Annotated in this window: 33 protein-coding genes and 1 tRNA gene; 18 read left to right on the forward strand and 16 right to left on the reverse strand. The window is 62.4% G+C overall.

Features of this window, described 5'->3' with window-relative positions; genetic code table 11:
- The first annotated feature begins 275 nt into the window (after positions 1-275).
- Entirely contained in the window at positions 276-773 is a 498-nt protein-coding gene (locus CUJ91_RS07690; RefSeq protein ID WP_006048778.1) for a heme-degrading domain-containing protein, read from the forward strand.
- Between the two features lie 10 nt (positions 774-783).
- Positions 784-1116 carry an SMR family transporter gene (locus tag CUJ91_RS07695; protein WP_370882129.1) on the forward strand — a complete coding sequence of 111 codons (333 nt, stop codon included), beginning with the start codon at positions 784-786 and terminating at the stop codon, positions 1114-1116.
- 90 nt (positions 1117-1206) lie between these two features.
- On the opposite strand, the gene CUJ91_RS07700 is transcribed toward CUJ91_RS07695, so the two are convergent.
- Positions 1207-1587 carry a hypothetical protein gene (locus CUJ91_RS07700; protein WP_053857986.1) on the reverse strand — a complete coding sequence of 127 codons (381 nt, stop codon included), beginning with the start codon at positions 1585-1587 and terminating at the stop codon, positions 1207-1209.
- Positions 1588-1632: 45 nt separating this feature from the next.
- Positions 1633-1824: a hypothetical protein gene (locus CUJ91_RS07705; protein WP_029971340.1), complete on the reverse strand. Its 192-nt coding sequence runs from the start codon at positions 1822-1824 to the stop codon at positions 1633-1635.
- Between the two features lie 219 nt (positions 1825-2043).
- Here CUJ91_RS07705 and CUJ91_RS07710 point away from each other — a divergent pair, with 219 nt between their 5' ends.
- From CUJ91_RS07710 to CUJ91_RS07720, 3 genes are all read left to right on the forward strand, one after another.
- Positions 2044-2310, forward strand: a complete 267-nt coding sequence (locus tag CUJ91_RS07710; protein WP_006048782.1) for a hypothetical protein — start codon at positions 2044-2046, stop codon at positions 2308-2310.
- A 305-nt stretch (positions 2311-2615) separates the two neighbouring features.
- A complete protein-coding gene (locus tag CUJ91_RS07715; RefSeq protein WP_029971341.1) occupies positions 2616-2900 on the forward strand; it encodes a DUF1488 family protein in 285 nt (94 codons plus the stop codon).
- Positions 2901-3186: 286 nt separating this feature from the next.
- Entirely contained in the window at positions 3187-4323 is a 1137-nt protein-coding gene (locus CUJ91_RS07720) for an enoyl-CoA hydratase/isomerase family protein (protein WP_107707666.1), read from the forward strand.
- A 58-nt stretch (positions 4324-4381) separates the two neighbouring features.
- Here the strand turns inward: CUJ91_RS07720 and CUJ91_RS07725 are convergent, their stop codons facing one another.
- Positions 4382-4807: a hypothetical protein gene (locus CUJ91_RS07725; RefSeq protein WP_006048785.1), complete on the reverse strand. Its 426-nt coding sequence runs from the start codon at positions 4805-4807 to the stop codon at positions 4382-4384.
- A gap of 371 nt (positions 4808-5178) precedes the next feature.
- On the opposite strand from CUJ91_RS07725, the gene ssuD reads away from it, so the two are divergent.
- The 4 genes from ssuD to CUJ91_RS07745 are packed head-to-tail and all read left to right on the forward strand — an operon-like array spanning position 5179 to position 8574.
- A complete protein-coding gene (gene ssuD, locus CUJ91_RS07730; protein ID WP_006048786.1) occupies positions 5179-6339 on the forward strand; it encodes an FMNH2-dependent alkanesulfonate monooxygenase in 1161 nt (386 codons plus the stop codon).
- 50 nt (positions 6340-6389) lie between these two features.
- Complete coding sequence (ssuC, locus tag CUJ91_RS07735) at positions 6390-7256, forward strand: aliphatic sulfonate ABC transporter permease SsuC (RefSeq protein ID WP_053857989.1); 867 nt, start codon at positions 6390-6392, stop codon at positions 7254-7256.
- A complete protein-coding gene (locus CUJ91_RS07740; RefSeq protein WP_107707667.1) occupies positions 7253-8311 on the forward strand; it encodes an ATP-binding cassette domain-containing protein in 1059 nt (352 codons plus the stop codon). The genes ssuC and CUJ91_RS07740 overlap by 4 nt, the downstream gene beginning before the upstream one ends.
- A gap of 47 nt (positions 8312-8358) precedes the next feature.
- Positions 8359-8574 carry a TOBE domain-containing protein gene (locus CUJ91_RS07745; RefSeq protein ID WP_006048789.1) on the forward strand — a complete coding sequence of 72 codons (216 nt, stop codon included), beginning with the start codon at positions 8359-8361 and terminating at the stop codon, positions 8572-8574.
- A gap of 8 nt (positions 8575-8582) precedes the next feature.
- On the opposite strand, the gene CUJ91_RS07750 is transcribed toward CUJ91_RS07745, so the two are convergent.
- Entirely contained in the window at positions 8583-8879 is a 297-nt protein-coding gene (locus CUJ91_RS07750) for a hypothetical protein (protein WP_029971346.1), read from the reverse strand.
- A 176-nt stretch (positions 8880-9055) separates the two neighbouring features.
- On the opposite strand from CUJ91_RS07750, the gene CUJ91_RS07755 reads away from it, so the two are divergent.
- The 3 genes from CUJ91_RS07755 (at position 9056) to CUJ91_RS07765 (ending at position 10096) form a co-directional block, all read left to right on the forward strand.
- The gene (locus CUJ91_RS07755; RefSeq protein ID WP_006048791.1) at positions 9056-9253 is read left to right on the forward strand and encodes a hypothetical protein; all 198 of its coding nucleotides are present in this window, start codon (positions 9056-9058) and stop codon (positions 9251-9253) included.
- A 152-nt stretch (positions 9254-9405) separates the two neighbouring features.
- Complete coding sequence (locus CUJ91_RS07760; protein WP_006048792.1) at positions 9406-9648, forward strand: DUF6566 family protein; 243 nt, start codon at positions 9406-9408, stop codon at positions 9646-9648.
- 73 nt (positions 9649-9721) lie between these two features.
- Positions 9722-10096: a glyoxalase superfamily protein gene (locus CUJ91_RS07765; protein ID WP_029971349.1), complete on the forward strand. Its 375-nt coding sequence runs from the start codon at positions 9722-9724 to the stop codon at positions 10094-10096.
- A 122-nt stretch (positions 10097-10218) separates the two neighbouring features.
- Here CUJ91_RS07765 and CUJ91_RS07770 read toward each other — a convergent pair whose 3' ends face one another.
- On the reverse strand, positions 10219-10485 hold the full coding sequence (locus CUJ91_RS07770) for a hypothetical protein (RefSeq protein WP_029971350.1): 267 nt from the start codon (positions 10483-10485) through the stop codon (positions 10219-10221).
- A 333-nt stretch (positions 10486-10818) separates the two neighbouring features.
- Here CUJ91_RS07770 and dusA point away from each other — a divergent pair, with 333 nt between their 5' ends.
- Together dusA and CUJ91_RS07780 are read left to right on the forward strand one after the other, a co-directional pair.
- Positions 10819-11820, forward strand: a complete 1002-nt coding sequence (gene dusA, locus CUJ91_RS07775) for a tRNA dihydrouridine(20/20a) synthase DusA (protein ID WP_107707668.1) — start codon at positions 10819-10821, stop codon at positions 11818-11820.
- 99 nt (positions 11821-11919) lie between these two features.
- Positions 11920-11995 (forward strand) — tRNA-His (locus CUJ91_RS07780).
- 230 nt (positions 11996-12225) lie between these two features.
- On the opposite strand, the gene CUJ91_RS35090 is transcribed toward CUJ91_RS07780, so the two are convergent.
- The 6 genes from CUJ91_RS35090 to CUJ91_RS07805 form a co-directional block, all read right to left on the reverse strand.
- Positions 12226-12351: a hypothetical protein gene (locus CUJ91_RS35090; RefSeq protein ID WP_279635428.1), complete on the reverse strand. Its 126-nt coding sequence runs from the start codon at positions 12349-12351 to the stop codon at positions 12226-12228.
- Positions 12352-12401: 50 nt separating this feature from the next.
- Positions 12402-13475, reverse strand: coding sequence for an acyltransferase family protein (locus tag CUJ91_RS07785; RefSeq protein WP_107707669.1), 1074 nt, complete (start codon positions 13473-13475; stop codon positions 12402-12404).
- 15 nt (positions 13476-13490) lie between these two features.
- A complete protein-coding gene (locus CUJ91_RS07790; protein WP_029971353.1) occupies positions 13491-14000 on the reverse strand; it encodes an SGNH/GDSL hydrolase family protein in 510 nt (169 codons plus the stop codon).
- Positions 14001-14581: 581 nt separating this feature from the next.
- A complete protein-coding gene (locus tag CUJ91_RS07795; protein ID WP_035570657.1) occupies positions 14582-15820 on the reverse strand; it encodes an acyltransferase family protein in 1239 nt (412 codons plus the stop codon).
- Between the two features lie 271 nt (positions 15821-16091).
- On the reverse strand, positions 16092-16436 hold the full coding sequence (locus tag CUJ91_RS07800; protein WP_107707670.1) for a hypothetical protein: 345 nt from the start codon (positions 16434-16436) through the stop codon (positions 16092-16094).
- A gap of 104 nt (positions 16437-16540) precedes the next feature.
- Complete coding sequence (locus CUJ91_RS07805; protein ID WP_006048800.1) at positions 16541-16753, reverse strand: DUF3820 family protein; 213 nt, start codon at positions 16751-16753, stop codon at positions 16541-16543.
- A 142-nt stretch (positions 16754-16895) separates the two neighbouring features.
- On the opposite strand from CUJ91_RS07805, the gene CUJ91_RS07810 reads away from it, so the two are divergent.
- Entirely contained in the window at positions 16896-17948 is a 1053-nt protein-coding gene (locus CUJ91_RS07810) for an NADP(H)-dependent aldo-keto reductase (protein WP_006048801.1), read from the forward strand.
- A gap of 211 nt (positions 17949-18159) precedes the next feature.
- On the forward strand, positions 18160-18582 hold the full coding sequence (locus CUJ91_RS07815) for a hypothetical protein (RefSeq protein ID WP_006048802.1): 423 nt from the start codon (positions 18160-18162) through the stop codon (positions 18580-18582).
- A gap of 81 nt (positions 18583-18663) precedes the next feature.
- Here the strand turns inward: CUJ91_RS07815 and CUJ91_RS07820 are convergent, their stop codons facing one another.
- Both CUJ91_RS07820 and nodI read right to left on the reverse strand, forming a co-directional pair.
- The gene (locus CUJ91_RS07820) at positions 18664-19491 is read right to left on the reverse strand and encodes an ABC transporter permease (protein WP_107707671.1); all 828 of its coding nucleotides are present in this window, start codon (positions 19489-19491) and stop codon (positions 18664-18666) included.
- Positions 19492-19566: 75 nt separating this feature from the next.
- Positions 19567-20481, reverse strand: a complete 915-nt coding sequence (gene nodI, locus CUJ91_RS07825) for a nodulation factor ABC transporter ATP-binding protein NodI (RefSeq protein WP_006048804.1) — start codon at positions 20479-20481, stop codon at positions 19567-19569.
- A gap of 275 nt (positions 20482-20756) precedes the next feature.
- Here nodI and CUJ91_RS07830 point away from each other — a divergent pair, with 275 nt between their 5' ends.
- Positions 20757-21221 carry a universal stress protein gene (locus tag CUJ91_RS07830; protein ID WP_006048805.1) on the forward strand — a complete coding sequence of 155 codons (465 nt, stop codon included), beginning with the start codon at positions 20757-20759 and terminating at the stop codon, positions 21219-21221.
- Between the two features lie 85 nt (positions 21222-21306).
- Here the strand turns inward: CUJ91_RS07830 and CUJ91_RS07835 are convergent, their stop codons facing one another.
- The 3 genes from CUJ91_RS07835 to lexA form a co-directional block, all read right to left on the reverse strand.
- Positions 21307-22008, reverse strand: a complete 702-nt coding sequence (locus CUJ91_RS07835) for a DUF2939 domain-containing protein (protein ID WP_107707672.1) — start codon at positions 22006-22008, stop codon at positions 21307-21309.
- 129 nt (positions 22009-22137) lie between these two features.
- Positions 22138-22518: a hypothetical protein gene (locus tag CUJ91_RS07840; protein WP_006048807.1), complete on the reverse strand. Its 381-nt coding sequence runs from the start codon at positions 22516-22518 to the stop codon at positions 22138-22140.
- Between the two features lie 107 nt (positions 22519-22625).
- On the reverse strand, positions 22626-23288 hold the full coding sequence (gene lexA, locus CUJ91_RS07845; protein WP_006048808.1) for a transcriptional repressor LexA: 663 nt from the start codon (positions 23286-23288) through the stop codon (positions 22626-22628).
- A 311-nt stretch (positions 23289-23599) separates the two neighbouring features.
- Between lexA and CUJ91_RS07850 the strand changes: the two genes are divergently transcribed.
- Positions 23600-24658, forward strand: a complete 1059-nt coding sequence (locus tag CUJ91_RS07850; protein ID WP_107707673.1) for a sulfate ABC transporter substrate-binding protein — start codon at positions 23600-23602, stop codon at positions 24656-24658.
- The last annotated feature ends 62 nt before the right edge of the window (positions 24659-24720 follow it).

Raw genomic sequence — 24720 nt, forward strand, 5'->3', positions numbered from 1 at the left:
TTTCTCCTCGCTCTGACAAGCGCCGGCGCTAACTAACAGCACGTCGCGCGATGCGTGCCCCGCGTCGCATCGCGCAAGGCCCCCGCAACACGCTGCGCTAAAATCGCAATTCGACGCGCCGTCACGTATGTCGCTCCGTCGCCAGGTAGTCGCGAAGTAATCCCGATCGATTCGCAAGGAACCGCGCGACTCGCCGCACGACAAAGCAGACAACCGCACAAACCGTCAGCACTGCACGACGACGCGCCCGCACTCCCATTCGCCCTCGGAATTTCATGGACATCGCTCACGATCTGCAGGTCATTGCCGCTCAGGAACACGCGCTCGTGTTTCCTCAATTCGACGCCGACCGCGCCTGGCAAATCGGCGCCTATTTGCACGAGGTCGCGAAGGCGCGCGGCATCGCGGCCGCCATCGACGTCCGCACGTTCGGTCAACCGCTGTTCTTCAGCCTGCTCGACGGCGCGACGCCGGACAACATCGATTGGGCACGCCGAAAGGGCAACACGGTCGCGCATTTCCGGCGCAGCTCGTACGCGATCGGTCTGAAAATGCAGCAGGCCGGCAGCACGCTCGCCGACAAACACGGTCTGCCCGCCACCGAATACGCGTCGCACGGCGGCGCGTTTCCGTTGACAGTCACGGGCGCGGGCGTAATCGGTTCGATCACGGTGTCCGGTCTGCCGCAGCGCGCCGATCATGAGTTTGTGGTCGAAGCGCTATGCGCGCATCTCGGTCACGACTACAGCAAGCTCGCGCTTGCAAAGGCCTGAGCCGATGCGGCTGCCGCCTTATGCATTGCTGGGCATCGCCATCGTGGCCGAAGTGATCGCGACATCGGCGATGCGCGCGTCGGAGGGCTTCTCGCGGTTCGTGCCGTCGGCGATTGTGGTGCTTGGCTACGCCGTCGCGTTCTACTGCCTGTCGCTGACGCTGCGCAGCATTCCGGTCGGCATCGTCTACGCGGTGTGGTCGGGCGCGGGCATCGTGCTGATCACGCTCGTCGCGCTGCTGCTGTACGGACAGGTGCCGGACGTGCCGGCCGTCATCGGCCTCGGGCTGATTATCGCGGGCGTCGCCGTGCTCAATATGTTCTCGAAGATGCAGGCGCATTGAAGCATGCTCCGGCGCCTGTGCCGCAACGGTGGGCGCCAACTGCGCTGCAACTGCAACTGCAACTGCGACTGCAACTGAAGCTGAACGCGCTCACTTGCAGCGCACGATCATCGAACGGTTCTTGACGTTGGCCGACACGACGTTCGTCACGCTGCCGCCCGCGGTGCCGCCTTCGTCGTTGTCCTTCGACACGATGTCATAGCCCGTCGCGCCGCACGCCTTGCCGGCCTGCACGTAGCATGAGGCCCAGCTCGAATCGGCGCCGGCGCCGCTGCAATTCACCGCAAAGCCGGTCTGGCCGTTCGGCAGATTGATCAGCGACGTCGTATTCGACGACGCGCAGCCGGCTATGCCCACGCCGATCGCGAGCGCGGCCGGCAACGCGGCAAAAAGCGAAATGCGGCGCAGCAGAGCCCGCGCGAGGCCATGTCGAAGATGGCGGGTGCGCGGCAATTGCGTCATGAAATGCATCGTGATTGTTTCCTTTGATCATGCGAGCTTGCGACGCGCGCAAGCTCAGGGTGCGTCGATAGTGATGCCCGCTGCGCCGACCAGCTTGCGGCTTTCCGCGCCGCTTTCGGTGGCCGCGTCTTCCCAGATGCTGATGGCTCTCGCGATGTCGATGCCGTGACTTTCGGCGTACGCAAACCATCTGTTCGCCGCATCCGGCTCGGGCAATTCGTGGTCGTCCAGAAAATATTTTCCCATATTGCGCTCGCGGAACTGGAAAGGGACCGACTGCATGAGCATGGAGTGTGCCGATAAAGCTCTTCGACCGGCGCCAAGCGCGAACGTGCGGCATACATGCGCAGCGAGCGCGAAGCAAGGGCCTAACAAGGGTGGAAAAGCGCTCAACAAGCGCACGCTCGCAGAACTAATTGGCTTCCCCGGCGCCTTACCTCAATCATTGCATCGAGGAGAACGAACATGGCTGAGCGGGTCAGCGGCCCTTATCGCGGCTATTACATCAGCGCCGCCGCGCGCCTCGTGCCGGCAGGCGACGCGCCAGGCGCGGGCGGCCATTACGTCGGGTCGGTCAGCCTCGCCGAACTCGGCCCCGACGATTCGCACCGGATGGAAACCCTGGTCGATCTCGGCGGCGAGCAGCGCTTTGGCAGCGAGGACGAGGCGCTCGCATTCGTCGAACAGGCCGCGCGCGATTACATCGACCGGCTGCTCGGAGGCCGGCCATGACGGCGCGCGATCGTGGAGTGCGCAAGCACGCGCGCACCGAGGCGCGGAGTCACGCCCGTAGTCACCCCCAAAGTCACGGCAAGAGTCAAACCGAAACGCGCACCGGAAGCCACGCCCAAAGCCAGGCCAGGAGTCGAACCGAAAGCCACTCTGGCGCCGACGCCCATCCCCAACCAACCGCCCACACGCCAGCCGCAGCGCTCTGGACCGCGGTCCGGCCCCGCGAGTACCATATTCGGGTCGTCCGGGGCCGGCCGGTTTTTGCGGGCTCCGGTTGTGTGCCAGATACTTCCGATGAGGCGACCATGGAAATCAGGTTTCCCGCAGGCGCGCCAGCCTACCGCGATTCCAATCTGACCGTTGTGTTTTCCGCGCTCGTGGATGGCGAGCCCGTGCCCTGTGCGATCTCCGTCGAGGCGCTCGAAGATCACTTCGGCGCCCACTCCGAGGACGAAGAAGGCTGGATGCGCGCGTTCGACGCCGGCCGTCCGCGCATCGAAGCCGTTGCGCGCGAGCACTTGCAGATCAGCAACGGCACGCCGGTGCTGCTCAAGAGCGGCCACTTTCCGCCCGGCAACGCGGCGGGCTAAAGCTCAAGCTCAAGCTCAAGCTCAAACTCAAGCTCAAGCTCAAGCTCAAGCTCAAGCTCAAGCTCAAGCTCAAGCTCAAGCTCAAGCTCAACGAACCCCATGCGGCGAGCCGCACCGCAAGACAGCGGCTCGCCGCGCCAACGCACAACGTGCAGCGCGCGCCCGCGCATAGCCGCCGGCAACCTGCCCGACGCCGCGCCGCCTTCCACCACAAACAGGTCCGACGCCGCAGCTACGTGATAACGTTGGGTTTCCCGTGACTCTGCGCCGTCGCGCGTCGTCTTCCATGTCTCTTTCCGCCTCGCCCGCAGCCAGCGACCAGCTCGCGACTTACGTAGCCAACCGCATTGGTTTCATCGAACTCGAAAGACCGCAGGCGCTCAACGCGCTGTCGATCGGCATGATCCGCGCCATGCACGCCGCGCTCGACACCTGGTCGGAAGATCCCAACGTGCTCGCGGTCGTGGTGCGCAGCCAGCATCCCCGGGCGTTCTGCGCGGGCGGCGACGTCCGCTTCCTGTACGAGTCCGTGCAGCGCGGCGACCACGAAGCTCGCGACGCGTTTTTTATCGAGGAATACCGGCTCAATCACGCGATTTTCACGTATCCGAAGCCCTATATCGCGCTGACGAACGGCGTGGTGATGGGCGGCGGCATGGGCATTTCGCAGGGCGCGCATCGCACGGGCGGGCTGCGGGTCGTCACGCAGTCCACGAAGATGGCGATGCCGGAAACGCGCATCGGCCTCTTTCCCGATGTCGGCGCGAGCTGGTTTCTCGCGCGCACGCCGGGCGCGATCGGCCGCTATCTCGCGGTGACGGGCGAAACCATCGGCGCGGCCGACGCGCTGTACGCCGGTCTCGCCGATGTCTATATGGAAGACGCCGCGTTGCCCGCGCTCGTCGACACGTTGCGCAGCGAACTGTTCGAGCGCGGCGCAGATGTGGTGGCGTGCGTCGAGCGCGAATGCCGCGCGTATCAGGATCAGGTGACGCCGCCGCCGGACGAGTCGCCGCTCGCTCGCGCGCGAACGCTGATCGACCGGCATTTCGCGCTGCCGGACGTGCCGCGCATTCTGGCGTCGCTGCAGCAGAAGTGCGATCGCGACAGCGCCGAGTGGGCCGAGCAGGTGATCGCCGTGTTGCGCGAGCGCTCGCCGCTTTCGATGGCGGTATCGCTCGAGGTGGTGACGCGCGCGGAAGGCTCGATGGCCGAGGTGCTGCGCAGCGATCTCGATCTCACGCGCTCGAGCTTTGAACAAGGCGACGCCGTGGAGGGCGTGCGCGCGCGCATCATCGACAAGGACAATGCGCCGCGCTGGCGCTTTGCGCGCATTGAAGACGTCAGCGTCGCCGACGTCGAGAAGATGTTCGAAAGCCCGTGGCCGCCGAACGAGCATCCGCTGCGCGACCTGCGGAGCTAGCCGCTAGTCGCTCGCCACTAGTCGCGGACGAACATCGGAACGAACGCTCAGCGCGCGCTCAATCCGCATCCTCACCCGCCATGAACGCGCGCATGAAGACGAGCGCGCCCCAGCCCCACATCGCGTTCGCGGCAAAGCCCATCGCGAGGCGCGGCAGCATGTTGCCGCTTGGCCAGATGCCGCGAATCGGATCGACGACGAACACGCTGGCCGCCGTCAATACGATGCCGCCGAACACGAACGCCGGCAGCCACGGCGCGCGGCGCTCGGGCGCGACGCGCAAGAGCCACGCCATCAACACCGCCCAGAACGCGCTCCAGATCGCGTTGGCGATGAACTCGGGCAGGCCGAGCGGCATGAACGGGGCAGTGGAAAAACCGCTTTGATCGACGACGCCTGCGGCATGCAGCAGCGCCAGCGTGGATTCATGAAAGAACAGCGATGCCAGAAAACCGGCGACAAACGGCAGGATGAGTTTTTGCATGCATTGCACCGCCAGGGTACAGGCGCGTGATTGCATTGCCTGCACCGGATTATTGGAAACGTGCGCCATTATATCCAGCGCTCGCGGCTTTTCCGCGGGCCTCCGGGGTCGTGCCCGTATGCTGTAGCGTCGGGCTAATCACGGAAGTGGAAAACCTAAGCTCAAAAAAATCGTTCAAAAGCCGCGCCCCCGTCCATAGACTGTTTCTCCATGCAGACGGCGCCTCGCGCCGTTGCCTTTAGCGTCGATACCGCAACCTTTTTCCGTCCCTTCGCGATGCATCGTCCGGTTCATGTCCGATGACCGGCTGGATGCGTGCGTCCGGCGTTGTCTCGATCCACTCCAGTTTCCGAATACGCGGGGAGCAGCAAATGAATGTGTTCTGGTTCATTCCGACTCACGGTGACAGCCGTTATCTCGGCACGTCGCAAGGCGCGCGCGCGGCCGATTACGACTACTTTCAGCAGATCGCCGTCGCCGCCGATACGCTCGGCTACGAGGGCGTGCTGCTGCCCACGGGCCGCTCCTGCGAGGACGCATGGGTCGTCGCGTCGAGCCTGATCGCCGCGACGAAGCGCCTGAAATTTCTGGTCGCGATCCGGCCGGGCATTTCGTCGCCGGGTCTTGCCGCGCGCATGGCCGCCACTTTCGACCGTCTGTCGAACGGGCGCCTGTTGATCAATGTCGTGACCGGCGGCGATGCGGCCGAGCTCGAAGGCGACGGCGTGTTCGTCGATCACGACACGCGCTATGAAATCACCGACGAGTTCCTGCACATCTGGCGCAAGCTGCTCACGGCCGCGCATACGAACGATGCGATCGACTACGAAGGCAAGCACTTGCAGTCGAAGGGCGGCAAGGCCCTGTATCCGCCCGTGCAGAAGCCGCATCCGCCGCTGTGGTTCGGCGGTTCCTCGCCGGCCGCGCACGACATGGCGGGCGAGCATATCGACACCTATCTGACGTGGGGCGAGCCGCCCGCGGCGGTCGCGAAAAAGATCGCCGACATTCGCGCACGCGCGGCTGCGAATGGCCGCACGATCCGCTTCGGCATTCGCCTGCACGTGATCGTGCGCGAGACGGAAGAAGAAGCGTGGGCCGCCGCCGACAAACTCATCAGCAAGCTCGACGACGAGACCATTGCGCGCGCGCAGGCGTCGTTCTCGAAGATGGACTCCGAAGGTCAGCGCCGCATGGCCGCGCTCCACGGCGGCAAGCGCGGCGGACGCGCGGAGCTTGAGGTTTATCCGAACCTGTGGGCCGGCGTCGGCCTCGTGCGCGGCGGCGCGGGCACCGCGCTCGTCGGCAATCCGCAGCAGGTCGCGGCGCTCATGAAGGAATACGCGGAGCTCGGCATCGAGACGTTCATTCTGTCGGGCTATCCGCATCTCGAAGAGTCGTACCGCTTTGCCGAACTCGTGTTTCCGCTGCTGCCCGGCCGCCAGAGCAAGACCTCAAACGGGCCGCTTTCCGGGCCGTTCGGCGAGATCGTCGGCAACAACTATCTGCCGAAGGCGGCGAGTGCGAGCTGAGCGGCGTCCGTTCGGTTACGACACCTTCGACACGCAATGAGGGAAGTCACATGACTCAATCCACTGTGAGTGCGCAACGCGATGAAGGCGCGCGGGGCGGCGCGGCTTTCCGGCCCGCGCTGCGGTCCGCTTTCGGGTCGTTGCGGCAAGTCGGCGCGTCGCTTGCGCCGTGGGTCGCACCGCTTCTGATTCTGCTCGCCTGGGAAGCCGCCGCGCGCAGCGGCGTGCTGTCCACGCGCGTTCTGCCTGAGCCGCTCGCGGTGGTAAAGGCGGCGTGGTCGTTGATCCAGTCGGGCGAAATGTGGGCGGACGTGAAGGTCAGCACGTGGCGCGCGGTGTCCGGTTTTGCGATCGGCGGTGGAATCGGTCTCGTGCTCGGGCTCGCGACCGGTCTCTTCAAGCCGATCGAAATCGCGCTTGATTCGACCGTGCAGATGATCCGCAATATTCCCGCGCTGGCGATGATCCCGCTCGTGATTCTGTGGTTCGGTATCGAGGAGCAGGCGAAGGTGTTCCTCGTCGCGCTCGGCGTTTTTTTCCCGATCTACGTGAACACGTTCCACGGCATCCGTTCGGTCGATTCGAATCTGATCGAGATGGCGCGCAGCTACGGCGTGAAGGGCGTAGCGCTCTATCGGCACGTGATTTTGCCGGGCGCGCTGCCGTCGATTCTCGTCGGCGTGCGCTTCGCGTTCGGGCTGATGTGGGTGACGCTGATCGTCGCCGAGACGATTTCGGCGCAATCGGGCATCGGCTACATGACGATGAACGCGCGCGAATTCCTGCAAACCGATGTCGTCGTGGTCGGCATTCTGCTGTACGCGGCGCTCGGCAAGATCGCCGACGTGCTGGCGAAGAGCCTCGAGCGCGTGTCGCTGCGCTGGCATCCGGCCTATCAACGTGGAGGTAAGGCATGAGCGCAACGACACTGTCGACGACGTTCGGCGGCATCGCGGGCCGCGATCTGGAGGTCGAGCTGGCGCAGGCGCGCGTCGCGGATCACAACGCGGATGTCGCCGCGGATCTCGATGAGCGTGAGCGTGCGCGTCGTCAGGTGCGCAATGAGCGACGGGCGGCGGAGCAGGCGGGCGCCGTGGCGCGCGAAGATGCAAGGGACGCGAACGGAAAAACCCGCACAACCCGCACAGCCGATTACTCGGTCGAGCTGCGCGGCGTCGGCAAGCAGTATGGCGAACGCAAGGTGCTGACGGACTTCGATCTGTCGATCGAGCGCGGCAGTTTTGTCGCGATTGTCGGCCGCAGCGGCTGCGGTAAATCGACGTTGCTGCGGCTCGTCGCCGGTCTCGAGAAGACGAGCGCCGGCGTGCTCGAAAAACGCGCCGAAGACGGCCGGCCGCTCGACACGCGGATCATGTTCCAGGACGCGCGTCTGTTGCCGTGGAAGAGCGTGCTGCAAAACGTGATGCTCGGCCTGCCGCGCGGCGCGCGCGACGACGCGCGCGCGGTGCTTGCCGAAGTCGGCTTGCTCGAGCGCGCCAACGACTGGCCCGCGCAGCTTTCCGGCGGTCAGCGTCAGCGCGTCGCGTTGGCCCGCGCGCTCGTGCATCGTCCGCAATTGCTGCTGCTCGACGAGCCGCTCGGCGCGCTCGACGCGTTGACGCGCATCGAAATGCATGCGCTCATTGAGCGCCTATGGCGCGAGCACAAGTTCACCGCGCTGCTCGTCACGCACGACGTGCACGAGGCCGTCGCGTTAGGCGATCGCATCCTGTTGATCGAAGAAGGGCGCATCGCGCTCGATCAGCCGGTGCCGCTCGAGCGTCCGCGGGCGCGTGCGTCCGCGGGTTTTGCCGCGCTCGAAGAGCATGTGCTGCAGCGCGTGCTGAAAAATGCGCCGAACGACGACGCGTTGCGCGAGGAGGCGCACGATTCGCGCGACGCACGTGGTGCAGGTAACGCTGGCAACGCAGGCCGTTTCACGCGGCCAACAGATGTCCGTTGGGCCATCTGACATCCTTGACTGACTGAATCTAATCGCTTTCCCTGGAGTCACTCGCAATGAGCATTTCCGCAATCAACGTACGCAATCAGTTCAAAGGCAAGGTCAAGGAAATCATCCGCGGACCGGTCGTGTCCGAAGTCGATGTCGACACACCGTTCGGCATCGTGACCTCCGTGATCACGACGCGCTCCATCGACGAACTCGAGCTGCAGGTCGGCTCGGAAGTCGTCGCGCTCGTCAAGTCGACGGAGGTCTCGATCGCGCGCCTGTAAGCGCCGCGCTATTTCGCGTTCGCGCCGCTCGCGGGCGGCTCGTGCATCATTTTGTCGTTGGTGGGCTTGCGCGGACGCTTGATCGGCATGTTGTCCGGATTGCTCGAGCCGGTCGCGCCTGATGCCGACTCGGGCGGCTTTACCATCGACGATGCGGCGTCGGCCGGTTGCGCTGCTTGCGTGGGCGGCGTGGTCGAGCCTGCCGCGTTGGTCGTCGTTGGCGTCGCCGATGCCGCCGTTCCGCTCGCGCCCAGCGCCAGCAGCGCGGCGGCTGCGCTTAGCGCGGCCAGAGTGCTTCGCTTCATCGCCTTCTCCTTTTGCGTTCCTCGCGTCTGCTCGGGTTGCATGGGTTTTCCCGGTAGACCGGCGTCGCCCGCGAAAATTCACGCGCGAGCCATTCGCTCGTGACGATGCGCCAATGCGCCTCCATTCGCTCTCGAAACTTGCTACGATAAATTCAGTCACGTCGACGGAGACCGCCATGTCGAAGTCATTGAGTCCCGAAGCAATCGAAGCGTTGCGGCGCCTGAACGAAGTGGGCGTCGGCCAGCCGGCGCCGAAATTCCCGCAGTCCGTCACCGCGCAGTTGCTGGCGAGCGGACTCGTCGCCGAATCGAGCGGCGACGAAGTCGAAATCACCTGCAACGGCAGGCAGTACCTTTCCGGCGATTGCGACTGAGCGAACCGACGGGCGACGTTTGCGCGACCTTGTTCGAACGAGCCGCAAGCGGGTTGGCAAGGGCAGGTTGCAGCGCACCGCGCTGCCGCCGGTGCCGGCGCGTTCGCGCGCGATAAACGGCGATTGGAACCGCAGTGAAGGGGGAAGTGAAGATGGAGCCGACGGGCCTCGACATGGGCGATTACAAGGAGCGCTATCAGGACTACGACATCGAAGTCGCGGTCGAACAGGTGCTCACCGGCGTCAAGGCGCATTTCCGCGTGCTGCGCGAGAGCGCGGTGGTGGTCGACTGGCGGCTCGTGCATATCGACAGTCTTTGGCCCACCGAGCACGCCGCCGCCGAGGCCGGCTTTCGCGCGGCGCGCGACGTGATCGACGCGGGGCTCGCGGCTTGATTGCGGCGGCGCGTGAAATCGGCAACGTATTCGACTATGCTTGGCGGCTCATTCCGACTCGCTGAGCCTCGTCATGCATCTTGCGCCTGCTGTGCCGATCATCCGCATCTTCTCCGAGGACAAAGCCCGCGAGTTCTACGTGGATTTCCTGGGCTTTAGCGTCGATTGGGAACACCGTTTCGGCGACAACTTCCCGTTGTATGCGCAAGTGCGGCGCTCCGATCTGGTTCTACACCTCAGCGAACATCATGGCGACGCGACGCCCGGCTCGACGATTTTCGTGCCGGTACGGGAGATTGACGCGCTGCATTCCGAGCTCGATGCGAAGGACTATAAGTACGCGAAGCCGGGTGTCGACGCGCTGCCGTGGGGCAAAGTGCTGGAAGTCGCCGATCCGTTTGGCAATCGCATCCGCTTTTGTGAGGCGCCGGAAGAAGGGGCGGCGTAACGCGCGGTGGGTGGCGATTCATTCCCGTAAACGAAACTGGGCGCCGCACCGGAATCCGATGCAGCGCCCAGTTCGCATGCTGCCACCTGGGCAGCAGGGGCAGGAGGGTCGACGGCGAGTGCTTAGTGGCCGAAGAACACCGATTGCGGACCGGAAACCGGTTCGCGGGTGCCCGATTGCGACGACACGTTGTTCACGCCGCCGTAAGCGGTCGAGCCGGCGTTAGCACGTTCGGCCGCGACGGTTTGCGCGTTCTGGCCTTGTTGCGAAGCCGGTGCGCCGACGGACGGGCGATAGAACGGTGCCGGGCCGTAGCCGCTTGCGAAAGCCGGTGCAGCGACGGAAGCGGAAACAGCGACGAGCAAGGCAGCGATAAATTTGGTCTTCATGATGTACCTCCAGGATTTCGATTTTCAGGATGGCGTGGCAGGAAGCCGTGGGCTGTGTCTGCTACGTCGATGGAATGCAGTGTATACCCCTACTATCGAAAATTTGTGCCGATAATCTGAAATTACTATTCTCGCTGCTGAAATAATCCGTCAGAGCCGCGCCGCATATGGCTTAGCAGTGGTTCGACCCTGCTTTCCGCGGCTTTCCTGTGCGTTGGCCGGAGTCCAAATACCTGATCTTGCAAGGGTTTATCGGGCAGTCGAGGGGCACCGACGCCGGCCGCTTCCCGCGTTGCGGTAAAATTGCGGTTTCGATTCAAGTCGTTACCGCCCATGTCTTCAGCTCGTCCCGCCAGTCCGCGCCGCGTCAGCGTCGCCCCCATGATGGACTGGACCGATCGCCACTGCCGGTCGCTTCATCGCATGATTTCGCGCCATACGTGGCTGTACACGGAAATGGTGACGACCGGCGCGCTGCTGCACGGCGATGTGCCGCGCCATCTGGCGTTTACGCCCGACGAAGCGCCCGTCGCATTGCAACTCGGCGGCAGCGAGCCGGACGATCTCGCGCGCTCGGCGAAGCTCGGCGAGCACTGGGGCTACGACGAAATCAACCTGAATTGCGGCTGCCCGTCTGAGCGCGTGCAGCGCGGCGCATTCGGCGCGTGTCTGATGAACGAGCCGCAACTCGTGGCGGACTGTGTGAAGGCGATGCGCGACGTGGTGTCGGTGCCGGTCACGGTCAAGCACCGGATCGGCGTGGATGCCGTCGAGGAATACGGCTTCGTGCGCGACTTTGTCGGCACGATCGCAGAGGCCGGCTGCGATGTTTTCATCGTGCATGCGCGCAACGCGATTCTCAAAGGTCTGAGCCCGAAAGAGAATCGCGAAATTCCGCCGCTCAAGTACGAATACGCCTATCAGTTGAAGCGCGACTTCCCGCACCTGGAGATCATCATCAACGGCGGAATCCGGACGCTCGACGAAGTGGAGACGCACCTTCAACACGTCGATGGCGTGATGCTCGGGCGCGAGGCCTATCACAACCCGTATCTGCTGGCTGACGTCGACGCGCGCTTCTATGGTTCGACGCAGGCGCCGCTCACGCGCGAGCAGGTGGAAGCGCAATTGATCGAGTATTGCGCGGCCGAGATGGCGCGCGGCACGTATCTCGGCGCGATCACGCGTCATGCGCTCGGCCTCTATCGCGGCGAGGCGGGGGCGCGCGGCTGGCGGCGCGTTCTGTCGGACAGCAAACGGCTCGCGGCACGCGACCTCGCGATCTTCGACGAGGCGAGACAGCATCTGCGTGAGCCTGTCGAGATTTTTGAATAAAGGGCTAGGCAAACGCCGTTTGTGTTCGTATAATCTCGTTTCTTCGTTGGTGACCCGGGTTTTTTAGTTGTTTCCGGCGAGTCAAAGCAGATGTCAGTGGTGGCTGTAGCTCAGTTGGTAGAGTCCAGGATTGTGATTCCTGTTGTCGTGGGTTCGAGCCCCATCAGCCACCCCAAAGAATTCAGCGGTATCAAGCAGTTGGAAGTTTCGGAATTAAGCCCGCACACCGTTGCGGGCTTTTTTTCGTTCTGCGCACTTACGCAGTCGACATAAGCCGGCTAGAGAGACCGGGGAATAAAACGATTTCGACGTTAGGGGTGCAGCCGCTCGTTAATTTGGTCGAGTACTACGACTATTAGATTGGCGATGGCAACGGGAGCCCAAGCAAAACCCGGCGTTTGACGCCTACTGCAAGATGTCGCCAGACCGAAGAACGAGACCGAATGCAATCTTGTCGGCACGGCAGATCTCGGCGATGTGAGCCATCAGCGGATTGATGTGCTCGTCGTAGCCATGATCTGCGCATTGCATCAATGACGCCAACCTGCGGTTGGTAAAAAGCGGCGGTGATGTAACACTCTTCATCCTGAAAACCAGCGGGTCGGCACCATCGGTCGGATTGCTTGAAGAACGTCCGGAAGGCGGTGCCCGACTTTGACGAAAGGCTTCTCGAGAAAATGCCATGAAGCAGCACCGACAGCGATAGCCACAGCAATTGAGAAAAGCTGATTTTGCTGCAGGCTAATGTCAGGAAATAAAGCAGTGATCGTTTGCTGTATCGGCCATCCATAAACGTAAACCCCGTATGAATAGTCTCCGGGAAGTTTAAGCGCTTTGATGGGCCTCAGTGTCATCAGCCATAGCGGCGTCAGCAGGAAGGCAGCATAGAACGCGTATTCAAACACTGGTCCGTCTCGAAGCAGCCATGCAAGGAGATAGGTACCGAGGACCACTCGCGCGTCGATGCGGATTTTTTCCTTGAAGAGTGCCAGCAAGACGCCAAATGAAAAGAACGCCGGTAGGCGTCCAGCATCATTGTTGTTGGGCAAGCCAAAGATTGAGATGCTGTCTGGTCGATACAAAAACCAAACGATCACTGCACCGCAAGCAAATGCCGCAACGACCTTCAATCGCAATAAACCACACATGGCAAGCGCCAGTAACGCTGCATACATGAGGAGCTCATAGCAGATTGTCCAAAGCGAGCCATTCGCATCCTGGTATGCATTATTCTGGAACACGCCCGGCATCACGTAACCCATATAGGGTTGCTTGAAAATGTGGATGTACATCCAGGTGTTCCCGAAATATTGGCCTAAAGGTAGCGAGGTCAACATGGGGCCGATGACGAGCATGCAAATGGAGCCGCTCACGATGAGCGCCGGGAAAATGCGGAATACTCGGGCGACGGCGAACTTCACTGGCGACGGCTGGCGAAGCCAGCTAGACGTGACGAGAATCCCACTGAGGAAGAAGAAAAACTTGACCGCAAGCGAGCCGGAGTAGTCGAAACCCAAAAGCGCTCCGATTGGCTCATGCTCGCCCTCGCGAGGAGACAGCCCGAAAGCGTGCCCCCATATCACCGCCAGGGCGGCGATCAAACGAAACAGATCCGCGTTGTTATTTTCACGCCGGAGAGCATCATCGAGTGTCATTGATAAGTGCTCCTGTCACTTGCTCGCCGACAACGTCGCGTGCATATTGTTGAGCCCGGACTGGAGGCGGTATGCGACAAGCTGAGCGATGATCTGATGGCCAAGGTCATTAGGATGGATCGGGTCCGCTGTGCGCTCCATGGGATCGAATTTCCCGGCCTTCTCCAAAGGCATGATGGCCTCTCGCAGGGCGATCATTGGCACGCCGAGTTCCCGACCGATTGGGATCTGGTTGTCTTCCGCGCTTGACCACTTACGATCCATCGTGAAAAGCATCAGTACGGCTGGATGATTGGGCGCAGCCAGGATGCGCTGCACGACTCGCTTGTAGCTCGCTCTCATCTCTGGAGTGATGGCATCGTTATTTGCCCACTCGGTAATTACGAAGTCTGGCTTGTATCTCAGTAGGTCTTTCTGCAGGCGCTTGTCGCCGTATTCGGAATTCGTCTGGCCGATCCCGGCATTGACAAGCCTCATCCTGCTTTTCGGAAAGGTCGCTCGCCACCAGCCGAACACGCGGCCCACATAGTTTTTTTCCTGACTCGTCGCCCATGCACCTTGCGTGATTGAGCCGCCGATCGCGGCAATGGTTATCGGTTTACCCGCCCGGGCTTTCTCGAAAACTTTCCAAAGGCGCGAATCGTCTCCGTATTGGATAACCGACCGGTTCAGTGCGGCTGGGTCGACGACGCAGGATTGAGGCAGCTTCGGATCTGTGATGTAACACTCGGGTCCCGCTGCATGGGCGCAGGTGCACGCGAGAAAGCATGCAACAGAAATTATTTTTATCACGTTGTAAGAAAGTGTAATAACCCGGACCGGGATAGTACACTTATTAGTCGACGCACGCCTAATGCATCGCCGACTGTAGTCGCTACGCGACCAATTCGGCCAACACTTGATGCCCCGGGTCGTTGCATGGCGAGGACCGGATGCCTTCTTCATACAGGGTGCTTCGCGTATGCTTTGAGACCGATAGCCGAGGTCGAACACAAACGGGTAATCCCTTCCGCCATCGCACATCGCCAGCAGCCGTTGCGCTGCCTGACGGCGTTAATGCGCGGGCAAGTAGACACCGCGCCGCATTTCTCGGACAGGAGAAAGAACTAGCGTTTGTATTTCTGGTTTTTGTTCATCATCGAGCCGACGCTTTGCGGCGATTGCGTCGGCTCGATTTTGACTGCATCGCGCTTGCCTATGCGAGTTAGCGATTTTCCAAGTTCGATAAAGGGCCGTTCGATTGCCGCAAATGTGATCGATGCAGCGACACACAAAACTGCTGCGCAGATCAGTAGCGCTGTCCAATAATGCGTCGGCGAGAAAAGCGCCCAGGCTTTGAATGGCGCATGCCAGAAAAGAAGCGTCAGTGGGATGCCTTGCAACAGGTAGATTCCATAGCTGATGTGCCCCATGCGCTGCGCGGGCCGCAGCAAAAGCAGGCCGAACAGGTCGGCGCCGCTGCAAATCAGGTAAAAGGCAATCCCAATCAGGGCGATCTGGATCACGCCCGCGTGTGTCCTGGCGAACGAGAACATTATCGCTAATGCGGTAAGCGCCATGATCGACATCCAGTTAGCGCTGAGCCGCGGCTTGATGCCCTCGTGCAACAGCGATGCGGTCAAGATGCCACAAAAAAACGCGGCAGGAAGGCACCACAGGTCAGACTGCGTTGTGAGAATCAGGGCGAACGACGCGGCCAGACCGACGACCGCAAAAGTCAGGTGCATTCTCAGCTGAATAAATATTGCAGTGATGATCAGTGAGAAGTAAAACCACCATTCATATTTGATACTCCATGTGACTCCCATCAGGATGAATATAGTCCACGGGAATCCATTAATCGGTTTCATATCGTCGTTCAGGCCGAGCGCGAACCACCGGCCCAGATTCGAGACCATTGAATCCAACGGTTCTCGCAGTTCAAAGCCGGTTCGCCAGAATACGATGAGAGTCATTGCCAGAATGGAAAAGACGTAAAGCGGGCCGATCCTGAAAAGACGACCGATATAAAGTCCTTTCCAGTCCGGTCGACCGTCACGCTTCAATAGGCGCGTCCAGAACAGGTAGGCTGTGATCATGAAAAAGAGCATCACCGCGACGCCGCCAAGCGGTCTGTAGAAAAGGGAGTCGCTCGCGATCCATTGGCCATTCGCCTGGTAGTTATAGCTGATCAGGCCGTGGTAGATCATGACGGACAGAGCCAGGAATCCGCGCAAGCCGTCGATGGTGACGACTCTCCCGGAGTCTCCACCGACAGTGTCCACAAACCTGAATATGGGCAGCGCAAACAGGCAGCACAACGCCGCCATGACGACAAAGTACGGCGCGATGTTGTAGAGGCCCATGTCCCATATCTTTCTTAGGATCGGTGCGGACGAGTCTACATGAATTGGTAAGGATTTCAGCGGCTCGAGCGCAGGCATGGCGCGGCCGCCCGGTCCGGCTTCTTGCAGAAATTACGATTGAGTTCGGGTCGTTTGCGAGCCCCGTAGCGACCCGAAGAATTTCAGCGGTAAGCTTCAGTAGGCATTTGCAAGCGGCGTCGTGAGAAACCACAACGCCGCTTTTGTTCTACCGCACGGATCGCGGCAACCATCGTCGCATGAGCTGCGAGCCTCAATGACTCCGTCCGCCATGCCCGCCGCCACCACTCCACGAGCTGCCGCCGCGCGATCCACCATAACCGCCGCCATGCCCGCCGCCACCGCCGTGGCCGCCATGCCAATCACCGCCGCGCCAGTGCCCGCCGCCGCCGTGGTAGCAGCAGGAGCCACCCCAGCCGCCCCAGATCCCGACCGTGCCGTATACCGGCGCATACGGTGCGTATGGCGCGCCGTACGCATAACCATAGTCGGGGTAATACGGCTGCGCGTAGCCGTAGTCATAGCCGGGCGCGACCGCGCATCCGCTCACGCCCGCTGCAATCGCCAGCCATGCCATCGATGCAAAGAGTCTGCTCACGATCGTCTCCCGTCCCCATACGTCCTCACTAAAGAGTCAGAAAGATCGCGCGTCCGGGAGTTCAGCCGTATTTGTGTCGTCGCGTTACAGCGCGGCCCACGCCTTTAGCGTTTGCGCAAAGGCTCGATCAGCGACGACAAACCGTTGTGATCGATCTCATGCATCAACGCAAGCAGCCGTCCGATCTCGCCGGGCGGAAAGCCCTGACTCGCGAACCAGTTGAGGTAGTGGCCAGGCAGGTCGGCGATCAGGCGGCCCTTGTACTTGCCGTAGGGCATGACGCGCGTGACCAGCAACTCGAGGTGTTCGGGATTCATCGTGATTCGATCGACGCAAGGAAGGTTGAGCGCGGCGCATCTTCAGACGCCCGCGACGACGGCATTTTAGCTGTGCTGCAGGCATCGCGCGGGCGTGGTAACGTCAGCGGTTTATGTTCATACAACCGATAGGACAGGTTCAATGGAATACCGCAGACTCGGCGATTCGGATGTACAGGTCAGCCTGATCGGGCTCGGCACGATGACGTGGGGCGAGCAGAACACCGAGCAGGAGGCGCACGCGCAGATCGACTACGCGCTCGATCACGGCGTCAACCTGATCGATACCGCGGAGATGTATCCGGTGCCGCCGCGCGCGGAAACGCAAGGCTCCACCGAGCGCTTTATCGGCACCTGGCTCGCGCAGCATCGCAGCGCACGCGAGAAGATCGTGCTGGCCACCAAGATCGCCGGACCCGCGCGTCAGCCGCACAATCCGCGTCATATCCGCGGCGAAACCAATCAGTTCGACCGCAAGAATCTCACCGAGGCGCTCAACGACAGCCTTAAGCGCCTGCAAACCGATTACGTCGATCTGTACCAGTTGCATTGGCCCGACCGCAACACGATGACGTTCGGCCGCCCGGCCTATCCGTGGGTCGACGACGAATACACGGTGCCTATCGAGGAAACGCTCTCCGTGCTCGCCGATTTCGTCAAGGCGGGCAAGGTGCGCCATGTCGGCGTCTCCAACGAAACGCCGTGGGGCGTCGCGCAGTTCCTGCGCGCGTCGGAGAAGCTCGGCTTGCCGCGCATCGTCAGTATTCAGAATCCGTACAGTCTGCTTAATCGCACTTACGAAGTCGGGCTCTCCGAGTACGCGCATCGCGACAACATCGGCTTGCTCGCGTATTCGCCGCTCGCGTTCGGCTGGCTGTCGGGCAAGTATGAAGGCGGCGCGCGTCCGGCAGGCGCGCGCATTTCGCTGTTCGAGCGCTTCCAGCGCTACAGCAAGCCGCAAGCGGTTCAGGCCACCACGCGCTACGTCGAGCTGGCGAAGCGGCATGGCCTCTCGCCCGCGCAGTTCGCGCTCGCGTTCGTGAACAGCCGGCCGTTCGTGACGAGCAATCTGATCGGCGCGACATCGCTCGATCAGTTGAAGGAGAACATTGCGAGCGTCGACGTCAAGCTCTCGCAAGACGTGCTCGATGAAATCGACGCGTTGCATCAGTTGCAGCCGAACCCCGCGCCCTGAGTTCGCACGGACATGCAACGAAAGGCAAATGTGCCTGCCTGTCGGCAAATCACGACCTAAACTGTGGTGAGCAGTACGGGCTTGTCCTTCTTATCCGGCACGTCGTAAGTTAACGGCGCGCGCGAATAATGCGACTCGGCCCGTGAATCGGCAGCCGCGGCGGTTGTTCCGCCGCGCTGCACAAAACACAGCACCAGGACCAGGACATCGAATGGCTCAACAAAAAACAAACCCAAAACTCGAGCAGGCGCTGACGCGCGGGGATCTTGCAATCCGTCAGGCGAATTCGGCGCGGGCGACTGCGTTGCTGCGCGCGCTGGCCAAGATGATCGTCGAGGCGTCGGCGACCATCGGCGTAGAGGCGTTCACGCTGATCCCGGACGGCGACAAGATTTACGATCCCGCCGACGGCCTGTGGCCGCAAGAGCTGCAAATCTCGCTCGACGGTCCCGTGGAAGACGCCGATCCCGACGAGATCCGCACCGTGCGCCTGATCGCCGACGACCCCGGCACCGTGTTTCGCGTGGAGTGGCAGCGTGCCGACGGCAAGATCGGCCGGCATGAAGGCGGCCCGTTCGCGACGGTCGCGTTTATCTCGGACGTCGACATTCCGTGGACCGACGACGAGGACTGAGTCCGCGGCATCGCCATCATCGTCATGCACGTTCATTCGCGGGCGCCGGCTCCTTTGGAGGAACGCGCGCGAAGCCGTCCGCTACTTCATCATCCTGCGCCGGAACAGCACCGCCGACACAACAAAGCCGCCTACCGCATAAACCGTCAGCACGACGACATGCGATAACGCGTTATCGAGCGGGCGCGCCAGCATCGCCGGGCGGAGCAGATCGACGGCGTGTGCCAAAGGCAGTACTTGCGCCGCACCGCGCGCCGCGGCGGGCAACTGCGAGATCGGGAAGAACACGCCCGAAAGCAGCAGCATCGGCGTCAACACCAGCGTCTGATAAAACATGAAAAAGTCATACGACGGGGCGAGCGCGGTCACCACCATCGCGACACTCGCGAACGCCAGTCCCGTCAGTACGATGACGGGCAGCGCCAGCAGCATCGACGGAAAACTGGCGTAGCCGAGCGCGCCCGCCACCAGCATGATGGCCACGCCCGAGAGCACCGACTTGCTGGCCGCCCAGATCACTTCGCCGAGCACGATGTCGCCGAGCGTCAACGGCGTGTGCATGATCGCTTCCCACGTGCGCTGTACGTGCATGCGCGAGAAGCCGGAATACATCGACTCGAAGCTCGCCGACATCATCACGCTCGACGCGACCGTGCCCGCGGCGAGGAACGCGATATACGACACGCCATCCACGCGGCCGACCATCAATCCGAGGCCGAAGCCGAGGCCGAACAGGTAGATCATCGGATCGGCGAGATTGCCGAACATCGACGCGAGCGCGAGCTTTTTCCACACGAGGTAGTTGCGGCGCCACACGGCGATCCAGTTGACCGCGTTGGCGGGCAGTGCGGCGAGCAGCGCCTGGCTCGGCGGCCTCGCTTCGTTGCTTCGGTAGGTGCGTGCATCCATTGCGTGTCTCGTGCGGGGTTTGGTGCCGTGATTCTCTAGTGTCTCTTTCGGTATCTCGTGCGGTATCGACGAAAGTCAGTCCTGCATCTCGCGGCCCGTGAGCCGCAGGAACACATCCTCCAGATTCGCCGGACGATGCAGATAGCGCAGATCCGCGCGCTGCTTGAGCCGCGCGTGCACCGGCGCCGCGTCGTTCACATAACAGAAAAGCGTCTCGCCGCTGATTTCCGTGCGCTGCGCGAGCGGCGCGAGTTCGTCGCGCAACGCGAGCGGATCGGGGCCGAAAATCTCGATCACGTCGCAGCCGATTTCCGATTCGATCAGCGCCCTCGGCGCACCTTCCGCGATCTTGCGTCCTTCTTCGATCACGCACAGCCGGTCGCATAACCGCTCGGCTTCCTCCATGAAATGCGTGGTCAGCAGGATCGTCTTGCCGCGCGCGAGCAGCGAGCGCAGACGCTCCCAGATCAGATGCCGCGCCTGCGGGTCGAGGCCGGTGGTCGGCTCGTCCATGATCAGCACGTCGGGATCGTTGACGAGCGCCCGCGCGAGCGTCAGGCGCCGCTTCATGCCGCCCGACAGCTCGCTCACGCGCGCGTCGGCCTTGCTTTCCAGACGCGCGAATTCGAGCAGCGACGGCACCATTGCGCGGCATTGCGCGCCGCTCAGGCCAAAGTAGCGGCCGAAGACCAGCAGGTTCTCGCGGACGGTGAAGTCCGGGTCGAGGTTATCGAACTGCGGCACGACGCCGACGCGTGCCCGCGCTACGCGCGCGCGGCCTGGAATCGGCTCGCCGCACAGATGGATCGCGCCGGCGTCCGGCGCGGCGATGCCGAGCAGCATGCGCAGCGTGGTCGTCTTGCCCGCGCCGTTTGGTCCGAGCAGGCCAAAACATTCGCCGGTGTCGACGTGAAACGACAGTCCGTCGACTACCTTCTTTTCGCCGTAGCTTTTTTCAACCTGATCGAACTGGATGGCGGTATCGGGCATGAATGAGATCGACGTCATGGAAAAGGCGCGAATGGCCGGGAAGGCTGCTCATTCTAGGCCATCGGCTGCGAACGGGTGGCCGCTGCGGCGCGCGGTCGGAGCCGCTTCTTGCACCGCCGCATGAACGCCGCCGACGCTGTCGCAACGGCGCGAAGCTCGCATGCACAGGGCAGGGGCATGCACGAGTCGCACTTAGCGTTTTCCATCCCTTGCAAGCTGAATTGCGGCGCACCATGATTAACTCAGACCGCGCTTTTGCGGAAAGGGGAAATACCATGGCGAGCTACCAGAAAATCCTGTTGTGCTACGACGGCTCGCGTGAAGGCCGCAAAGCGCTGCGCTGCGGCGCCGATCTTGCGCTGGACCTCAAAGCGGAAACGCATCTGCTCTCGGTCGTGGACATGCGCTCGAGCATCGCGCAAAGCGCGGGCCTGCTGACCGACGTCGCGTGCGGCAGCTTCGAAAAGACCGCGCGGGACATCCTGCAAGAAGGCGTGGACTGGCTGACGGAGCGCGGCGTGCGGGCTCAAGGGCACTTTGCGTTCGGCCATCCGATCGACGAGATCGCCAATCTGGCCAATGAACTGCATGTCGACCTCGTAGTGGTCGGCCACCGCTGCCGCACCGGCTTGTCCCGATGGTGGATGGGCGCGGGCAACACGCCGCTGCTCGATCGCGTGTCGTGCAGTATCCTGGTGGCGTGTTCATCGGCGCAGGAGCAGCAGCAAGAGGCGGCCTGAGCACACGGCTCGCGCTTGCGACCTTCGCGGCGCGAGTGCGGCTGTCGAATTCGCGAACTTCAACGCCCAAGCGCCGCGCTCCCGCTCACTCGTTCAGATTGACCGCGGCCAGCTTCCATGTGAACAGGCCTTCGCGCAGGAAGATCGCGGAGTAACGCGCGTCGCCGGCGCCGTGCTGGTATGTAACGACGAATTCGTTGATGCCGCGATAACCGGCGGTGGTTTCCGGCGGCTGCGGCGGCGTGGCGCCATGCGCCGCGTTGCCTTCTCCACCGGAGTTGGCGCCATTGCCGGCTCTTTGATCCGCGCCGCTTTGATCCGCGCTATTAGCGCTGCCCGGCGCTGCCGGCGCAGGTCCATTTGCCGCAGCCGGATTGCTCGCAGCCGGCGGCGCGGGCGGCCGTTCGCCCGGTACGCCGCGCGGCGGCATGCCGTTGAGCAACGCGGCCACGCCGTCGGGCGTCGCATACGCATCGACTAGCGGGCCGATCAATGCGACGCCGATCATCGCGCCGATCGCGGCCAATGGGTTGCCGTTTCCGCGCGAGTCGAGCCGCCGCGTCAGCAAACCCGTCACCTGCTGCTTGAGGCTTTCGCGCAACGCCGGGAAATCGACGTACTGATTCACCGTCTGCGCGTCGCGCGCGTCGGCGGCGCGTTTGAGGTTGTTGAGCGCGATATACGGCGATGCATAGCCAAAGCCCAAGCCGGCGATTATCGCGATGACGATCAGCGCGACGACAAGCGGACGAGCACCGCGCTTCTTGCGTATTGATACTGCTGCCATGGGCCGGGATTCTCCATCAGGTGAGATCGAACGTGGACCGGCGTTGCGCCGAAACGATCCCCACTCATGATTCCCGTTCGATGCGACGAACGACGTTTCCCGCAACGCGCCCGCACACCTTACCGCACATCAGGACTCGAACACCGCGCCCTGGACGTTGGTTTCGTCGGCGATGCAACGGTCGATCATTCTGCACACCGCGTCCATGGTGCCGACCATGATGAGCCGCGACGGCCCGTGATAAACCCGCACCGGCGCGCGACGCGCCGGCTCCGCGGTGTTGAGCCCGGAATTCAGCGACACCCGCGCGAACGCCGGCAACGACGACGGCAACAAAGACGCCTGTAAGGATGACGAAGCGGCATGCGCACCGGAGCCGTTCACCGGCGAATCGAACAGCGACGCAGTGGCGGCCGTGGATGCTTCAATCAGTGAGCAGGGCACCAGCTTGCGCAGATGGCGCAAACGGCCGAACTGGCGAAACGGCAACAGGCGGGCAAGGCGTTCCATGAGGCTCTCCGGGCGATTCAACGTGTGTGCTGCGGTAGTGAGTGGCAGGCGAGGGTTGATCCGCCTGTGTACGGTGTACTGACAGGCGACCAACCCGGCAGGCGCGATCAGAACTCGCCGGGGCGAATCAGACCGACAGCAATGCCTTCCAGCGCGAAGTCCGCACTGCCTGTCTCAACGAAGATGTTTTCGTAATCGGGGTTCTCGGCGATCAGCTCGATACCGTTCGGCCGGCGCTTCAGGCGCTTGACCGTGACGTCGTCGCCGAGGCGGGCAATGATGATCTGGCCGTCTTTCGCCTCGCTTCTTTTCTGCACCGCGAGCAGATCGCCGTCGAAGATGCCCGCGTCGCGCATGGACAGGCCGCGCACCTTCAGCAGGTAGTCGGGCTTGCTCGAGAACAGCGCCGGGTCGCACGCATAGTGCTGCGCGATATGTTCCTGCGCGAGGATCGGGCTACCGGCCGCGACCCGCCCGATGAGCGGCAGCGACAGTTGCATGATGCTCGGATGCGGCAGCGTGAACTGATGCTGGGTGCCGTCCTGTCCGAAGTCCTGGCTGGGCAGCAGACGGATGCCGCGCGACGCGCCGGCGGCGAGTTCGATCACGCCCTTGCGGGCAAGCGCCCGCAAATGCTCTTCGGCCGAGTTGGCAGAGCTGAAGCCCAGCTCGGCGGCGATCTCCGCGCGGGTGGGCGGAAAGCCGGTGCGTTCGATCGCCCGGCGGATCAGATCGAAAACCTGCTGCTGTCGTGCGGTGAGTTTTGTCATGGCGCCACTGTATGTATGAACAGGTGACTGTATTTTTATACAGTATTCGGCGCAATTCAAGCTTTACTTTAAGTTCGCGCTCAAGCACCGCGCTGCAACGTCGTCAATCGACGTCAAAACATCGGTTTGCATGCCGCAACGCCTTGTCTGGCTGCCATTACCACTTTTGCGTATTAAAAAATGAGGAAACATTATTTTTAATGATGAAAGCCCTTCGATAGACTGGCCTCCAGTCGCGCTCATGTGCACGTGACCCGACGCAAAACAACACCACTCGCAGCTTTAGCGGACCAACACGCGGAGAACAGGACATGAATCATCGGAACACGGGGCGGGCACGGACTACCCATAAGGCGCGGAGCATCATCGCCGCGCTCGCATTCGGCGCGGCGGCCGCGCTCGGCGTAATTGGCACAATCGGCCAGGCGCAAGCCGCCGACAACACGCTGCTGAACGTTTCCTACGACCCGACCCGCGAGCTCTATCAGGACGTGAACCAGGCGTTCGGCAAGGAGTGGAAGGCGAAGACCGGCGAAACCATCACGTTCAAGCAGTCGCATGGCGGCTCGGGCGCGCAGGCTCGCTCGGTGCTCGACGGCCTGCAGGCCGACGTCGTGACGCTTGCGCTCGCCTACGACATCGACGCGCTCGCCAACAAGGGCTTGATCGACAAGAACTGGCAGAAGCGCCTGCCCGACAACGCATCGCCTTATACGTCGACGATCGTGTTCCTGGTGCGCAAGGGCAACCCCAAGCACATTAAGGATTGGGACGATCTGACGAAGCCGGGCGTGTCGATCGTGACGCCGAATCCGAAGACCTCGGGCGGCGCGCGCTGGAACTACCTGGCCGCGTGGGCGTACGCCGCGCATCAGCCGGGCGGCAACGACCAGAAGGCCAAGGAATTCGTCGGCAAGCTCTACAAGAATGCGGGCGTGCTCGATTCGGGCGCGCGCGGCGCGACCACCAGCTTCGTGCAACGCGGGATCGGAGACGTGCTGATCGCGTGGGAAAACGAGGCGTTCCTGTCGATCAAGGAATTCGGCACGGACAAGTTCGAAATCGTCGTGCCGTCGGTGAGTATTCTGGCCGAGCCGCCGGTCGCGGTGGTGGACAAGGTCGTCGACAAGCACGGCACGCGCAAGCTCGCCGAGGCGTATCTAAACTTCCTGTACAGCCAGGAAGGCCAGGAAATCGCCGCGAAGAACTTCTACCGTCCGCGTTCGAACAAGGTGCCGGCCGAGTTGACCGCGAAGTTTCCGAAGCTGAAGCTCTACACGGTCGACGATTCGTTCGGCGGCTGGACCAACGCGCAAAAGACGCACTTTGCCGACGGCGGCGTGTTCGATTCGATCTATCAGCCGCAGTAAGTAGCATCGTCCAGGTCCGCGCCGCAACCCGGCGCGGACAGGGCAAACGCGACGCGCCGTCA

The organism is Paraburkholderia graminis (assembly GCF_003330785.1).
Lineage (GTDB): Bacteria > Pseudomonadota > Gammaproteobacteria > Burkholderiales > Burkholderiaceae > Paraburkholderia > Paraburkholderia graminis.

Bases quoted from the DNA above. Each gene is read 5' to 3' on its own strand.
- CUJ91_RS07830 (WP_006048805.1), top strand. From the start codon at position 20,757: ATGGCGAGCTACCAGAAAATCCTGTTGTGCTACGACGGCTCGCGTGAA.
- CUJ91_RS07710 (WP_006048782.1), top strand. From the start codon at position 2,044: ATGGCTGAGCGGGTCAGCGGCCCTTATCGCGGCTATTACATCAGCGCC.
- CUJ91_RS07725 (WP_006048785.1), bottom strand. From the start codon at position 4,807: ATGCAAAAACTCATCCTGCCGTTTGTCGCCGGTTTTCTGGCATCGCTG.
- CUJ91_RS07715 (WP_029971341.1), top strand. From the start codon at position 2,616: ATGGAAATCAGGTTTCCCGCAGGCGCGCCAGCCTACCGCGATTCCAAT.
- CUJ91_RS07770 (WP_029971350.1), bottom strand. From the start codon at position 10,485: ATGAAGACCAAATTTATCGCTGCCTTGCTCGTCGCTGTTTCCGCTTCC.
- CUJ91_RS07835 (WP_107707672.1), bottom strand. From the start codon at position 22,008: ATGGCAGCAGTATCAATACGCAAGAAGCGCGGTGCTCGTCCGCTTGTC.
- CUJ91_RS07740 (WP_107707667.1), top strand. From the start codon at position 7,253: ATGAGCGCAACGACACTGTCGACGACGTTCGGCGGCATCGCGGGCCGC.
- CUJ91_RS07700 (WP_053857986.1), bottom strand. From the start codon at position 1,587: ATGCATTTCATGACGCAATTGCCGCGCACCCGCCATCTTCGACATGGC.
- dusA (WP_107707668.1), top strand. From the start codon at position 10,819: ATGTCTTCAGCTCGTCCCGCCAGTCCGCGCCGCGTCAGCGTCGCCCCC.
- CUJ91_RS07750 (WP_029971346.1), bottom strand. From the start codon at position 8,879: ATGAAGCGAAGCACTCTGGCCGCGCTAAGCGCAGCCGCCGCGCTGCTG.
- CUJ91_RS07840 (WP_006048807.1), bottom strand. From the start codon at position 22,518: ATGGAACGCCTTGCCCGCCTGTTGCCGTTTCGCCAGTTCGGCCGTTTG.
- CUJ91_RS07820 (WP_107707671.1), bottom strand. From the start codon at position 19,491: ATGGATGCACGCACCTACCGAAGCAACGAAGCGAGGCCGCCGAGCCAG.
- CUJ91_RS07795 (WP_035570657.1), bottom strand. From the start codon at position 15,820: ATGGGCCTCTACAACATCGCGCCGTACTTTGTCGTCATGGCGGCGTTG.
- ssuC (WP_053857989.1), top strand. From the start codon at position 6,390: ATGACTCAATCCACTGTGAGTGCGCAACGCGATGAAGGCGCGCGGGGC.
- CUJ91_RS07745 (WP_006048789.1), top strand. From the start codon at position 8,359: ATGAGCATTTCCGCAATCAACGTACGCAATCAGTTCAAAGGCAAGGTC.
- CUJ91_RS07785 (WP_107707669.1), bottom strand. From the start codon at position 13,475: ATGACACTCGATGATGCTCTCCGGCGTGAAAATAACAACGCGGATCTG.
- CUJ91_RS07815 (WP_006048802.1), top strand. From the start codon at position 18,160: ATGGCTCAACAAAAAACAAACCCAAAACTCGAGCAGGCGCTGACGCGC.
- CUJ91_RS07755 (WP_006048791.1), top strand. From the start codon at position 9,056: ATGTCGAAGTCATTGAGTCCCGAAGCAATCGAAGCGTTGCGGCGCCTG.
- CUJ91_RS07765 (WP_029971349.1), top strand. From the start codon at position 9,722: ATGCATCTTGCGCCTGCTGTGCCGATCATCCGCATCTTCTCCGAGGAC.
- CUJ91_RS35090 (WP_279635428.1), bottom strand. From the start codon at position 12,351: ATGCAATGCGCAGATCATGGCTACGACGAGCACATCAATCCGCTGATG.
- nodI (WP_006048804.1), bottom strand. From the start codon at position 20,481: ATGCCCGATACCGCCATCCAGTTCGATCAGGTTGAAAAAAGCTACGGC.
- CUJ91_RS07760 (WP_006048792.1), top strand. From the start codon at position 9,406: ATGGAGCCGACGGGCCTCGACATGGGCGATTACAAGGAGCGCTATCAG.
- ssuD (WP_006048786.1), top strand. From the start codon at position 5,179: ATGAATGTGTTCTGGTTCATTCCGACTCACGGTGACAGCCGTTATCTC.
- lexA (WP_006048808.1), bottom strand. From the start codon at position 23,288: ATGACAAAACTCACCGCACGACAGCAGCAGGTTTTCGATCTGATCCGC.
- CUJ91_RS07720 (WP_107707666.1), top strand. From the start codon at position 3,187: ATGTCTCTTTCCGCCTCGCCCGCAGCCAGCGACCAGCTCGCGACTTAC.
- CUJ91_RS07690 (WP_006048778.1), top strand. From the start codon at position 276: ATGGACATCGCTCACGATCTGCAGGTCATTGCCGCTCAGGAACACGCG.
- CUJ91_RS07850 (WP_107707673.1), top strand. From the start codon at position 23,600: ATGAATCATCGGAACACGGGGCGGGCACGGACTACCCATAAGGCGCGG.
- CUJ91_RS07805 (WP_006048800.1), bottom strand. From the start codon at position 16,753: ATGAATCCCGAACACCTCGAGTTGCTGGTCACGCGCGTCATGCCCTAC.
- CUJ91_RS07810 (WP_006048801.1), top strand. From the start codon at position 16,896: ATGGAATACCGCAGACTCGGCGATTCGGATGTACAGGTCAGCCTGATC.
- CUJ91_RS07705 (WP_029971340.1), bottom strand. From the start codon at position 1,824: ATGGGAAAATATTTTCTGGACGACCACGAATTGCCCGAGCCGGATGCG.